This window comes from Streptomyces sp. NPDC005899 (assembly GCF_040629645.1).
Taxonomy (GTDB): Bacteria; Actinomycetota; Actinomycetes; order Streptomycetales; family Streptomycetaceae; genus Streptomyces.
The window spans coordinates 1-12225 of the sequence record NZ_JBEXWB010000186.1; the positions used below are offsets into that span (position 1 = coordinate 1).

The following is a 12225-nucleotide window of genomic DNA, read 5'->3' on the forward strand; positions in this document are numbered from 1 at the left end:
CGGCGGCCTGGCCCGCCGCCTCGCCGCCGCGGCAGACCCCCTCGACGGCACGCAGCGCGGCCTGGACCCCGGCCACGTCGGCGTCCGGGTCCAGCGCCCTGAGCTTGCGTTCGTCCAGGTGCGTCCGCGCGGCGACGAAGGACCGGGCCCGGCAGTACACCAGGACACCCGCGTTGAAGCACTCACCGCGCTCGACGCGTGGCACCACGCGCACCACCGCGTACTCGAAGACGTCTCGCTGACTCATCGGCCCTCGTCCTCGCGGTCGCGTCCGGCGCCCGCCCGGGCGTCGCGGTCCTTCTTGGTGGGGTGGGGCCACGGGGCGACGTGGTCGGTGAGCCAGCCCGGCGCCCGCGAGGGGGCCGGCTTCGTCGGCTCCCCGAGCGAGATCCGGCGGTGGATCGTCGCGGCGCGGGCCAGCAGCGGTTCCACGTAGGCGCGTCGCAGGAGGTCCGTGCTGTCGAAGCCGGGCTCCCCGGCCAGCCACTCGTCCGGCACGGCGGCCGTCACCTCGGTGAGCAGGTCCTCGGTGACGAGCGGGGCCAGCTCCGCGGCCGCGGCCTCGATGTCCGGCGCGAAGGGGGCCAGCACGTGGTCGGAGGCGTTGTACGGCTTGGCGGCCGAGGCCTGGGCGCCGGGCCAGTTGTGGTGCCAGATCATGGTCGCCCCGTGGTCGATGAGCCAGAGGTCGCCGTGCCACACGAGCATGTTGGGGTTGCGCCAGGACCGGTCGACGTTGTTGATCAGCGCGTCGAACCACACGACCCGCCCGGCCTCCACCGGGTCCACCTGGTAGGCGAGCGGGTCGAACCCGAGAGAGCCGGGCAGGTAGTCCATCCCGAGGTTGAGGCCACCGCTGGCCTTGAGGAGCTCCTGCACCTCCTGATCCGGCTCCGCGAGCCCGATCACCGGGTCGAGCTGGATGGTCACCAGCTCGGGCACCCGCAGTCCGAGCCTCCTGCCGAGCTCGCCGCAGACGACCTCCGCGACCAGCGTCTTGCGCCCCTGGCCCGCTCCGGTGAACTTCATGACGTACGTGCCGAGGTCGTCCGCCTCGACGATCCCGGGGAGCGAACCGCCTTCACGCAGGGGCGTTACATAACGGGTCGCGGTGACTTCTGTCAGCATTTCCTCAGGCTATACGGCGCCGCTCCCTGGAGATCCACGGGCGGGGCCGAGGCCGCGGAGCAGGGCCCGGCCGGGCCGGGACGGCCGCGGAAGGTGGATGCCCCGGCCGGGTGAGCGCTCGGGAGGGATGCCGGGATGCCCGAAGCCCACGGCCGGTGGGCGAAGGGGGCGCCGGATCAGGGGGTCCCGCAACCCGGGCCGGCCGCCCGTGCCCGCCGGCCGCTCCGCACACCTTGCCCTCGGCCCGCCGGGGGGCGCCCGGCCCTCCCTGCGGTTCGGCCGGCTCTCCGGCCGTGCCGTCGAACACCCGGCCACGGGGGCCGCCGTGTCCGCACGGCCCGCGAGGGCCCGGTACCGCCTCCTCCTGTCGTGGGCGGACCTCACACCGGTAGCGGTCCGCCCGTCCGGCCTGCCCGCGCGGTGGCATCCGCACATCCCGGCTTCGGCCACAGGGTGGCCTGCCCCATGACACCCTGTGGCCCGGAAGATAAGGTCGACCATGGCCGATCGGGGAAAGGTGCACTGGTTGGTATGACGCAGTGGACTTCTGTGGTCGGCTCCACGCAACTCGCGCGGCTGATCGCCTCCCTGCGGGACCGGCCCGCCGGCGCCCGCCGCCCGCCCGCCTACCGCGCGCTGGCCGACGGCGTCCGGCTCCTGGTGCTGGAGGGCCGCTTACCGGTGGCGGCACGGCTGCCCGCCGAGCGCGAGCTGGCCCAGGCGCTGAACGTCAGCCGCACCACCGTCGCCGCCGCCTACGAGGCGCTGCGCGGCGACGGCTTCCTGGAGTCCCGCAGGGGCGCGGGGAGTTGGATCACCGTGCCCGCGGGCAATCCGCTGCCCGCGCGCGGACTGGAGCCGCTGCCGCCCGAGGCGCTCGGTTTCATGATCGATCTCGGGTGCGCGGCGCTGCCCGCGCCCGAGCCCTGGCTCACCCGCTCCATGCAGGGCGCACTCGGTGAACTCCCGCCGTACGCGCAGACACACGGCGACTACCCGGCCGGACTGCCCGTGCTGCGGCAGATGCTCGCCGACCGCTACACCGAGCGCGGCACCCCGACCCTGCCCGAGCAGATCATGGTCACCACAGGCGCCATGGGGGCGATCGACGCGATCTGCCAGCTCTTCGCCGGCCGCGTCGAGCGCATCGCCGTCGAGTCGCCGTCGTACGCCAACATCCTCCAGCTCATGCGCGAGACGGGCGCCCGGCTGGTTCCCGTCGCGATGGCCGAGGGGCTGACGGGCTGGGACATGGACCGCTGGCGCCAGGTCCTGCGGGAGTCGGCGCCCCGCCTCGCCTACGTCGTCGCGGACTTCCACAACCCGACCGGCGCCCTGCCAGGCGACGACCAGCGGCGCGGCCTCGTGGACGCCGCGCGCTCGGCGGGCACCGTGCTCATCGCCGACGAGTCGATGTCCGAACTGTGGCTGGAACCGGGCCTCGAGATGCCGCGTCCGGTGTGTTCGTACGACCCGGCGGGCTCCACCGTCATCACCGTCGGCTCGGCGAGCAAGGCGTTCTGGGCCGGTATGCGCATCGGTTGGGTACGCGCCGCGCCCGACGTGATCCGCAGCCTGGTCGCGGCGCGCGCCTATGCCGACCTGGGCACCCCCGTGCTGGAGCAGCTCGCGGTCAACTGGCTCTTGCGTACGGGTGGTTGGGAGAAGGGCGTGGAGGTCTGCAGGACACGCGCCAGGGACAACCGCGACACCCTCGTCGCAGCGGTACGCCGGGAGCTGCCCGACTGGGAGTTCGAGGTGCCCGGTGGCGGCCTGACGCTGTGGGCGCGCGCGGGCGGACTCTCCGGGTCGCACCTCGCCGAGGTGGGTGAGCGCCTCGGGGTGCGGGTGCCGTCCGGGCCGCGCTTCGGTGTGGACGGGGCCTTCGAGGGCTTCGTGCGCCTGCCGTTCACGGTGGGCGACCCACTGGCGGGCGAGGCGGCGGTCCGTCTCGCGGCCGCGGCCCGTCTGGTGCGGGCGGGCGCGGGTGCGGGGGCCGCGCCGGCGGGGTCATTCGTGGCGTGAAGTCGTCGTTGTGCGACCTGGAATCGCCGTTCTCCAGCCATAAGTGGCCGGATTTGACAATACTTGATTGACACTCGGACTGGCCAATGCTTGAGTGCACATCGAGGCGTGGTGCATTCCCTTGAATGGCTGGGACCGGACTACCACCCCTCAGACGCATTACCGCCGCAGGGGGGAGGAGGGGAGACGCTATTTCTTTTCCGTCACTGATTCGATGTACTGCTGATTCCTGCTCCGTAGGATCATCCATTTCGTCCGCCTAAGCGAAACCGATTCAGAGGGCGTCAGTGTCAGCCAAGTCAGTCTCCATGAGGTCCTACGGTCCAGCCGGCCTGGTCGTGATCGCGATGATCAGTGTCCAGTCCGGCGCTGCGGTCTCGACTTGGATGTTCGACGAGATCGGCCCGATGGGGACCGCCTTCACGCGTCTCGCCTGGGCCGCCGTCTTCCTGCTGCTCTGGGCCCGCCCCCGGCTGCGCGGGCGCGGGCCCGGGGATCTGCGCGTCGCCGCCACGCTCGGTGCCATGAGTGCGGCGATGACCATCTTCTACTTCCTCGCCGTGGAGCGGATTCCGCTGGGCGTCGCGAGTGCCCTGGAGTTCCTCGGGCCTCTCGGCGTGGCGATCTTCGGATTGCGCGGCCGGCGGCTCGACCTGCTCTGGCCGACCCTCGCCGCCGTCGGCGTACTGGCGCTGGCCCGCCCCTGGGAGGGCTCCGCGGATCTGGTCGGCCTGCTGTTCGGCGCGCTGTCCGGGGCGTGTCTCGGCGGCTACGTCGTCTTCACCCAGAAGGTCGGCGACCGGTTCGCGGGCGTCGACGGGCTCGCCCTGTCCCTGACGGTCGCCGCACTGTGCGCGGCACCGTTCGGGCTCCCCCAGGCGGTGGGCCACTTCAGCACCACGGTGGTGGTGGGATCCGCGGCGGCCGCACTGCTGTTGCCGGTCCTGCCGTACGTCCTGGAAATGGTCGCCCTGCGCAGACTGACCACTGCCGCCATGGGCACCCTGATGAGTTTCGAGCCGGGCATCGCGGCCGTCGTCGGCCTGGTGCTCCTCAGCCAGTCGATGACCCTGCTGCAGTGTTTCGGCCTCGTGTGCGTGGTTCTGGCGAGCATCGGGGCCGTACAGCGCGGCAGACGGCCGGATGCCACGCCCGAGCCGCTCGACGCCTCGGCGGGCGTCGAAGCAGCCCGCCGATAACCGTCGGATGCGGAAGGTCCGCACCCGTTCATCCTGTTGTCCATTCCTATTCGACCATTCCCTTTCTCGGCGCACTCGTTCCGATGCGCGCCGGGACTGCTGCACGCCCCTTTGATATCCGGGGTTCCTGGCTGCCGATGAGCCGGTCCCCTGCATGACAACCGCCTCCGCTCATTCCCTCCGTCGCGAGTCGACGAACAGGTGCACGGCGTTCGTCTCGAGGGTCTGATCAGTTCGCGAGGTGGTGGACCTCGGCCGCATCGCCGTACCGCGATGCACCGGGGAGCACAAAAGAACCCGCACACCGTGCAATGGAAGGGATTCACATGTCACGCGAGCGCCTCGAGAAGCTGGCCGCCGAAGGAATGGAGCGGATGTTCGAGAAGGTCCCGAAGGCCCGGGAATTCCACACCGCCGAGTGGAGCGACCCGGACTACTACCGTCGCCACCTGGTCGAGACCGTGCTGCGCATCCGCCTCAACAACGAGGTGGACGCCTACGGCCTCTACAAGGTGGGGTACAAGGACCACCGTCTGGCCGCGACCCTCGCCAGGTACCTCTCCGAGGAGAACAACCACGAGGGCATGTTCCTCAGGGACCTCAAGGAGTTCGGCCTCACCAAGGAGGACGTGGACGCGACGCGTCCGCTGCCCTCGACCGAGTACCTGATCGGGTACATGTACTTCTCCATCAACCAGGAGGGCCCGCTCCCGACCACCGTCTGGAACTGGTTCGTCGAGTGGTACTCCGACCGCTACAACCCCGCCATCACCAAGCACGCGGCCGAGGTGTACGGCCTGGAGAAGGTCAAGGGCTCGCAGGCCCACATCGACTACGACGAGTCCCACGACCACGACGAGCTGATGTGGTCCACGGTGGACCGCGCCATCAAGGGCTGGGGCTCCCTCGAGGACGCGGAGCGGCACCTGGTCAACTTCACCGACCTGATAGCGCTCTACTTCACCGAGCTCTACGAGACGACCGTGAGCAACAAGGCCTGAATCCGCCCGCGCCAGCCCGCACATCCGCGTGAAGCCCTCCGACCGTAAGGATTCGTAGTGCCCGATGCGACCGTCCTGATAATCGAACCGGAGTCATCCGGCATCGACCTCATCCCGGCAGCGCTCGGGCTCGGCTTCCGCGTCCATGTGGTCGACCGCCGGGCCGCCCACGAGCTGCCTTCCGCGGCACGTGACGCCGTCGCCGCGGGGAAGGCGGCCCACCTCCGGGTGGACACGCGGTCAGCCGGGGCGGTGGCCGACGCGGCCGCCGCCCTGGCCCGGCGGACCGAGATCGCCGCGGTGATACCGGCGTTCGAGTACGCCGTGCCCGTCGCCTCCGCGGTGGCGGAACGCCTCGGCCTGCCGGGGATCAGCCCCCGCTCGGCCGAGCTCCTCCGTGACAAACGCAAGATGAAACAGGCCCTGTCGGTCGGCGGTGTCCGCGTGGCGCACGGCGTCTCGCTGGCCGCGGACCGGGCCGATGACAAGGCCCTCCAGCACGTGGCCCGCCGAGTGGGCTTCCCCGCGGTCGTGAAGCCCGTCAACGGCTGCGGAAGCCTGCGGGTCCGCCGGGTCGAGGGGCTGGGAGAACTCCGCAGCCAGGTGGAGCTGTCCCGGCGCGACCCCATCGACGACATGGGCCTCAGTCTCGGCAACCTGCTGCTCGTCGAGGCCTATGTGACGGGCCCCGAGGTGAGCGTCGAAGGGTACGTCGCGGACGGCACCGTCCGGATCGTGGCGGTGACCGAGAAACAGCTCGGCCCCGAACCGCACTTCGTGGAGATCGGCCATGTCGTGGACGCCGGACTGGAACCGGGGGTGCGGGCCGACGTGGAGCGCGTCACCCGGGCCGCGGTCGAGGCCCTCGGCATGCGCGTGGGGGCCTTCCACCTCGAGGCGCGGCTGACGCCGACCGGCCCGGTCGTGATCGAGGTGGCCGCGCGTCTGGGGGGCGACCGCATCCAGGAGCTGGTGTCGGCCGCGTACGGATTCGACCTGCCGCGAGCGATGATCGAGGCCCTGGCCGGGCTCCCCGTGACCCCACCGGATCCGGTCCTGCGACCTCGGTCGGCCGGTGTGCGCTTCTTCACCGTCCCCGCCCCGGCCGTCCTGCGCGATCCGGAGCAGCTCATGCAGCGCGTGGCCGCGGTGGCCGGGTGCAGCAACGTCTCGGTCAGTCTCGGGGCGGGCGCGCCCCTGCAGCCCACCACCGACTTCCGCGACCGTTTCGGCCACGCCGTCCTCGTCGCGGACGACCGGCCGGCGCTGGACGCCGCGCTGGCCCGGGTGGACGCACATGTCGCGCAGTCCGTGGGGAGCGCCGTCGCATGCATATCCTGATCATCAACCGCTACAGCGACGACTTCGCCGACTACGGCCGGTACCTGGACCACACCCGCCACCAGGTCAGCTACGTCACGATCGCCGACCACGTCCCGATGATCCCGCCGGGGACCGGCCATGTGGAGGTCGTCGAGGACGTCCGCGACGCCGATTCCGTGGTGGCGGCCGCGAGCCGCTGCCACGTCGCGGCGGGCGCACTCCAGGCGGTGCTGGCACCCTCCGAGTTCGACCTGCTGACAGCCGCCCTCGTCCGGGAGAAGCTCGGGGTGCCGGGCCCTGACACCGAGGCCACGTCACTGTTCCGCGACAAGGTGCGGATGAAGGCGGCACTGTCCGCGGAGGGACTGCGCGTCCCCCGGTTCCGCGCGGTCCGCTCCCCGGAGGACGTCGTCGCGTTCGCGGCCGAGTACCCCGGTCCCGTGGTCGCCAAGCCGAGGGGCGGCGCGGCTTCCGTCGGCTGCTTCATCATCGCGGAGGGCGAGGACCCCCGGCGCGTCCTGGCCGGCCAGGACCTCTCCGACTACGAGGCGGAGGAGTTCGTCGAAGGGCCGATCTGGCACGTGGACGGGCTCCGCTACCGGGGCGAGGACGTCTTCGCACTGAGCTCCCGCTACCTGGACACCTGCCACGGATTCTCCCAGGGGCGCTGGCTGGGCTCGGCCGTGCAGGGCGGCCCCGAGGCCGCGGCGGTCTCCCGCTTCGCGGCCCGCTGCCTCGACGCCCTCGGCCTGAGCGACGGCCCGTACCACCTCGAGGTCATCGAGCACCGAGACGGCCTGGTGTTCCTGGAGGTCGGTGCCCGGGTGGGCGGCGGCGAGATCCCGTTCGTCGTCCGGGACGTCTACGGTGTGGACCTGTTCGCGGACTGGTTCCGGATCGCTCTCGGGGAGCCGCCCGCGGTTCCTCCGGCGGCGGACGGGGGCGCGGAGCGCGAGTACGCGGGCTTCCTCATGCTGCCCGAGCCGGTCGGATCCACCCTGTTGTCCCGCCCCTCCCTCCTCGGGGAGATCCCCCACCTGTACGCGGAGGACCTCCCGGAGCCGGGGCACGTGTTCTCCGGCGACGGCGGCTACGAGCACATCCTGGGCCGCTTCCGGTTCCGCGCCTCGTCCCCGCAGGAGGTCGAGGAGGCCATCGGCCGTGCGGTCGACGCGTACCGCTGCGAGTTCTCGGTGTAGCGGTGCCACCGTGTGGGGCTCCCGCCCCACGGCCGGCCCGGCGCACGGGCCCTGGGACAGCCGCGGCAGCGGCGGCCGTCCCGGGAGTCCGGCCGGTGGTGGTCCGGCGGGCCGTCGCGCGGCGGCGCACGGTACCGGTCCCCGCCCGGCCGGATCCGTACCCGCGGGACGTCAGGACGCCTCCGTGCCGATCAGGCGACGGCCATGCGTGCCAGTCCCCACAGGATGATCAGGTCGAGCGTCATCACAGGGATCGACCACAGCGGGTAGTACGGGATGAACATGAACTGGGTCACCAGGCTGATCGCGGCGATCGTCATCCCCGCAGCACGGCCACGGCTCACGGCGCGTAGCACTCCGACGCCCGCGATCACCAGCGCGACGCCCACCACGAGATGGATCCAGCCCCAGCTGGTGAGGTCGAACCGGTATTCGTAGTGCCGGGGCACGCCGTACAGGCGGTCCTCGGCGATACCGGCGACGCCCTGAAGGACACTCAGCACGCCGCTGAGGATCAGCGGCACGCCGAAGTACCTGATCGGTCCGCCCGCCCGGCCGTCGTCCCGGACTCCCCCGGTCTCCTGCCGTGTTGCACGAGGCACGTCCACCATGTCCTGCCGACCCTTCGTCCTGGCGCCGTCGTCACGCACCTCACGGCGCGGGAGGGGAACGAGGCGCACCCACCAGGTCAGCGTCACCCGGAAGCGGTGCCGCGGCGACCGCATCGGGGCATCCGGGTACGTGCCGGCGTGCAAGGCCGGTAGGGCCGGCGCACGGACCGGGCGGCGTCTTCGGCGCACCTCACCAGTACCTCGGCACGGGGCCGCGGCGGACTTCAGCAGAACCAGCCGTTCTGCACCCACCCCCTGCGGTTGATGTCTCCGTAGGCGAAGCCGTAGACCCAGTCCCCGCCTCCCTTTTCGACGAGGAAGGTCTGTCCGCGGTACAGGGTGCCCATCCACGCCCCGTGGGGCGCGGTGACCCGTACGGCGAGGTCCTGGGCGCAGACGGTCTCGCGCTGTCCCACCGTGCCGTCGGCCGCGCCCGCGGGGCCCGCCGTGACCAGGAGTGCGGCGGTGGCCAGAGTCAGCGCCGCGAGCTTGCTCGTCCTCATGTTCCGTCCGTTCCGTCGTGGTCGGGTGCGGCTCACCAGGATCCGTAGCCGCCGAGGCATTCCTGCCTGACGAAGCCCCAGTCGTTCGGGCCGAAGTCGAAGGTGGCCGCCCATCCGTTGTAGACGGGGTGGGCGCCGCGGGTGTGCCCGACCTTGTCGCCGCGGGCGAGCGTCCGTTTGAATCCGGCCGGGCCCGAGGAGCTGTCGTAGTTCGCGTAGAAGCTCGCGCTGTCGCAGACGATGACCGCGTGGTCGGGCACGGTCGGTTCGGCCTGCGAGGCCCCCGTGGCGATCACGGTGGAGGCAGCGGTCAGGACGAGAGCGAGACCCGTTCGCCATGTGGTGGACATGACAGCATGATGAGGGAAGGCCGCTCCCCCGTCGAGGGGGCACGGAGCTGGAGCCGCGGTCGCGCGGCGGGCGGCGGGCGGCGGGCGGCGGATAGCAGCGGGCAGTGAAAGCCGCGCGGCCTCGACGACACGGCCCGGCCCGGCCCGGCCCGGCGCACGGTGACGCCCCCTTCGTCACGCCGGCAGGACCATCTCGCGTTTCGCCACCGATGGCCACCGGCGCCCGCCCACGTCGAAATATCACCCCGACCCTCTTCGAAACTTTCGGAACTCCCCTCTCGTGACTGCATCACCCGTCACGCCACCCCGATGCGGAACTGCGCCGATCCCAGGCACTGGATGGGACTGACCAGCCGATACAGAGTGCACCCGGAAGCGCCGCTCCGTCGACTCTTTCGTAACTACTGCCGAAACTATTGACAGCCAAGGGGGCCGGTTCAACACTGTTCGCCGTCGACGGACATCAGCCACCGTCGATCCGGGCCCACCATGACCCGGCACTCCCGATGTTCGCCGGGCACACGGTGAACGGCGGGCAGGGCCAGGTGCGCACACCGGCGCACGGCGCCGCCCCAGTCCCTTCGGAAGAAGCCTCACCAGGCCGCGTGACGCCGCCCGGTCGCACCGGCCCACGAGGAAGAGGAGGAAGCACACCCATGAAGGAAGCACCCGCACGTCCGGTGAGCCGCCCACGCGGCCGCTTCGGACCGGCCGGCCGTGTCCGGCTGCTGGTCCGCGGCGCCTTCGCGATGGCGATGGCCGCCGTGGCGATGATCGCCCTGCCCGGCGCCGCGAGCGCCGACACGGTCGTCAGCTCCAATCGGACCGGCACCGACAACGGCTACTACTACTCCTTCTGGACCGACAGCCCCGGCACGGTCTCGATGAACCTGGGCTCCGGTGGCACCTACGGCACCTCGTGGAGCAACACCGGGAACTTCGTCGCCGGCAAGGGCTGGAGCACCGGCGGACGGAGGAGCGTGACGTACTCCGGCACGTTCAACCCGTCGGGCAACGCGTACCTGACGCTCTACGGCTGGTCGACGAACCCGCTCGTGGAGTACTACATCGTCGACAACTGGGGCACCTACCGCCCCACGGGCACCTTCAAGGGCACCGTCAGCAGCGACGGCGGCACGTACGACATCTACGAGACGACCCGCACCAACGCCCCCTCCATCGAAGGCACCAAGACGTTCAAGCAGTTCTGGAGCGTCCGGCAGTCGAGGAGGACCGGCGGCACCATCACCACCGGCAACCACTTCGACGCGTGGGCCCGGCACGGGATGAACCTGGGCACGTTCAACTACATGATCATGGCCACCGAGGGCTACCAGAGCAGCGGCAACTCGAACATCACACTGGGCAGTTCCTCCGGCGGCGGCGGTGGCGGAGGAGGAGGCACCGGTGGCTGCACCGCCACCCTGTCCGCAGGCGAGAAGTGGAGCGACCGCTACAACCTCGACGTCACCGTGTCCGGCTCCAGCAACTGGACCGTGACCATGAACGTCCCCTCGCCCGAGAAGGTCCTCTCCACCTGGAACACCACCGCCACCTATCCCAGCTCACAGGTGATGACCGCCAAACCCAACGGCAGCGGCAACACCTTCGGCGTCACCCTCCAGACCAACGGCACCTGGACCTGGCCCACGGTCTCCTGCTCCGCCTCCTGACCCGTGCGCGCGACGCACGCACCGTGGGGCGGCCGCCCACAGCCACCGCCCCCCACCGAGCCCCTCCCGATCCCCCCGTACGAGGAGGACCCACCCGCATGCGAACCAAGCCACATCTGCCGATACGCCCCCTGCTCACCGGACTGGCTGCCGCCGCACTGGCGCTCGCCGGTACCGTGGCGGTGAACGACACCCCCGCCGAGGCCGCCGCCTGCAACGGGTACGTCGGGCTCACCTTCGACGACGGCCCCTCGGGGAACACCCAGGCCCTGCTCAACGCGCTCAAGCAGAACGGGCTGCGGGCGACGATGTTCAACCAGGGCCAGTACGCCGCCTCGAACCCGTCCCTGGTACGCGCTCAGGTCGACGCGGGCATGTGGGTCGGCAACCACAGCTACACCCACCCGCACCTGACCCAGCAGAGCCAGGCGCAGATGGATTCGGAGATCGCGCGGACGCAGCAGGCCATCGCGAACGCCGGCGGCGGCACGCCCAAGCTGTTCCGTCCTCCGTACGGCGAGACCAACGCGACACTGCAGGCGGTCGAGGCCAAGTACGGTCTCACCCAGGTCATCTGGGACGTCGACTCGCAGGACTGGAACAACGCGAGCACCGACGCCATCGTGCAGGCCAACGCCCGTCTCACCAACGGGCAGGTCATCCTCATGCACGACTGGCCGGCCAACACGCTCGCCGCGATCCCGCGCATCGCGCAGGGTCTGGCAGCCCGGGGTCTGTGCGCCGGCATGATCTCACCGCAGACCGGCCGCGCCGTGGCACCCGACGGTGGCGGCACCGGCGGCGGAGGAGGTGGCGGAGGCACCGGTGGCTGCACCGCCACCCTGTCCGCAGGCAACAGGTGGAGCGACCGCTACAACCTCGACGTCACCGTGTCCGGCTCCAGCAACTGGACCGTGACCATGAACATCCCCGTACCCCAGAAGGTCCTCTCCACCTGGAACACCACCGCCACCTATCCCAACTCACAGGTGATGACGGCCAAACCGAACGGGAGCGGCAACACCTTCGGCGTCACCCTCCAGGCCAACGGCAACTGGACCTGGCCCACGGTCTCCTGCTCCGCCTCCTGACCCACGCCCGCCATGTGGGGCGTCCCGCCCGCCGGCCGTACCGGGCCAGCGGGCGGGCGCATGCCGTGTCCGGCGATCTGAACACGCGGGGCGGCGGCCGCGTATGACACCCGACGTCTCAC

General features: G+C 71.0%; 12 protein-coding genes. 7 read left to right on the forward strand and 5 right to left on the reverse strand.

The annotated features are described in order from the left end of the window. Nucleotides 1-247: DUF3037 domain-containing protein (locus ABZ371_RS20320; protein WP_358681453.1), on the reverse strand; the 247-nt coding region annotated here is incomplete at its 3' end. Next, a complete protein-coding gene (locus tag ABZ371_RS20325; RefSeq protein ID WP_358681456.1) occupies nucleotides 244-1128 on the reverse strand; it encodes a HipA family kinase in 885 nt (294 codons plus the stop codon). The genes ABZ371_RS20325 and ABZ371_RS20320, both read right to left, overlap by 4 nt. Before the next feature lie 531 nt (nucleotides 1129-1659). Between ABZ371_RS20325 and ABZ371_RS20330 the strand changes: the two genes are divergently transcribed. The 5 genes from ABZ371_RS20330 to ABZ371_RS20350 all read left to right on the forward strand — a co-directional run bounded on the left by ABZ371_RS20330 (nucleotide 1660) and on the right by ABZ371_RS20350 (nucleotide 7875). Continuing rightward, the gene (locus ABZ371_RS20330; protein ID WP_358681459.1) at nucleotides 1660-3153 is read left to right on the forward strand and encodes a PLP-dependent aminotransferase family protein; all 1494 of its coding nucleotides are present in this window, start codon (nucleotides 1660-1662) and stop codon (nucleotides 3151-3153) included. Between the two features lie 308 nt (nucleotides 3154-3461). After that, on the forward strand, nucleotides 3462-4352 hold the full coding sequence (locus ABZ371_RS20335; protein WP_358681462.1) for an EamA family transporter: 891 nt from the start codon (nucleotides 3462-3464) through the stop codon (nucleotides 4350-4352). A gap of 326 nt (nucleotides 4353-4678) precedes the next feature. Beyond that, nucleotides 4679-5353: an iron-containing redox enzyme family protein gene (locus ABZ371_RS20340; RefSeq protein WP_358681465.1), complete on the forward strand. Its 675-nt coding sequence runs from the start codon at nucleotides 4679-4681 to the stop codon at nucleotides 5351-5353. A 57-nt stretch (nucleotides 5354-5410) separates the two neighbouring features. Then, nucleotides 5411-6694 carry an ATP-grasp domain-containing protein gene (locus ABZ371_RS20345; RefSeq protein WP_358681468.1) on the forward strand — a complete coding sequence of 428 codons (1284 nt, stop codon included), beginning with the start codon at nucleotides 5411-5413 and terminating at the stop codon, nucleotides 6692-6694. Then, entirely contained in the window at nucleotides 6682-7875 is a 1194-nt protein-coding gene (locus tag ABZ371_RS20350; protein ID WP_358681471.1) for a hypothetical protein, read from the forward strand. Before ABZ371_RS20345 ends, ABZ371_RS20350 begins: the two co-directional genes overlap by 13 nt. A 191-nt stretch (nucleotides 7876-8066) precedes the next feature. Here ABZ371_RS20350 and ABZ371_RS20355 read toward each other — a convergent pair whose 3' ends face one another. From ABZ371_RS20355 to ABZ371_RS20365, 3 genes are all read right to left on the reverse strand, one after another. Further along, a complete protein-coding gene (locus ABZ371_RS20355; RefSeq protein WP_358681473.1) occupies nucleotides 8067-8600 on the reverse strand; it encodes a hypothetical protein in 534 nt (177 codons plus the stop codon). A 110-nt stretch (nucleotides 8601-8710) separates the two neighbouring features. Beyond that, nucleotides 8711-8989, reverse strand: coding sequence for a hypothetical protein (locus tag ABZ371_RS20360; protein WP_358681476.1), 279 nt, complete (start codon nucleotides 8987-8989; stop codon nucleotides 8711-8713). 32 nt (nucleotides 8990-9021) lie between these two features. Next, entirely contained in the window at nucleotides 9022-9339 is a 318-nt protein-coding gene (locus tag ABZ371_RS20365) for a hypothetical protein (protein WP_358681478.1), read from the reverse strand. A 656-nt stretch (nucleotides 9340-9995) separates the two neighbouring features. On the opposite strand from ABZ371_RS20365, the gene ABZ371_RS20370 reads away from it, so the two are divergent. Both ABZ371_RS20370 and ABZ371_RS20375 read left to right on the forward strand, forming a co-directional pair. Next, nucleotides 9996-11012, forward strand: a complete 1017-nt coding sequence (locus ABZ371_RS20370; protein WP_358681481.1) for a glycoside hydrolase family 11 protein — start codon at nucleotides 9996-9998, stop codon at nucleotides 11010-11012. Between the two features lie 98 nt (nucleotides 11013-11110). Next, nucleotides 11111-12103 carry a polysaccharide deacetylase family protein gene (locus ABZ371_RS20375; RefSeq protein ID WP_358681483.1) on the forward strand — a complete coding sequence of 331 codons (993 nt, stop codon included), beginning with the start codon at nucleotides 11111-11113 and terminating at the stop codon, nucleotides 12101-12103. Nucleotides 12104-12225 lie beyond the last annotated feature (122 nt).

Coding starts and splice junctions, on each gene's coding strand:
- ABZ371_RS20340 (WP_358681465.1), top strand. CDS start 4,679: ATGTCACGCGAGCGCCTCGAGAAGCTGGCCGCCGAAGGAATGGAGCGG.
- ABZ371_RS20360 (WP_358681476.1), bottom strand. CDS start 8,989: ATGAGGACGAGCAAGCTCGCGGCGCTGACTCTGGCCACCGCCGCACTC.
- ABZ371_RS20350 (WP_358681471.1), top strand. CDS start 6,682: ATGCATATCCTGATCATCAACCGCTACAGCGACGACTTCGCCGACTAC.
- ABZ371_RS20365 (WP_358681478.1), bottom strand. CDS start 9,339: ATGTCCACCACATGGCGAACGGGTCTCGCTCTCGTCCTGACCGCTGCC.
- ABZ371_RS20335 (WP_358681462.1), top strand. CDS start 3,462: ATGAGGTCCTACGGTCCAGCCGGCCTGGTCGTGATCGCGATGATCAGT.
- ABZ371_RS20375 (WP_358681483.1), top strand. CDS start 11,111: ATGCGAACCAAGCCACATCTGCCGATACGCCCCCTGCTCACCGGACTG.
- ABZ371_RS20325 (WP_358681456.1), bottom strand. CDS start 1,128: ATGCTGACAGAAGTCACCGCGACCCGTTATGTAACGCCCCTGCGTGAA.
- ABZ371_RS20370 (WP_358681481.1), top strand. CDS start 9,996: ATGAAGGAAGCACCCGCACGTCCGGTGAGCCGCCCACGCGGCCGCTTC.
- ABZ371_RS20355 (WP_358681473.1), bottom strand. CDS start 8,600: ATGCGGTCGCCGCGGCACCGCTTCCGGGTGACGCTGACCTGGTGGGTG.
- ABZ371_RS20330 (WP_358681459.1), top strand. CDS start 1,660: ATGACGCAGTGGACTTCTGTGGTCGGCTCCACGCAACTCGCGCGGCTG.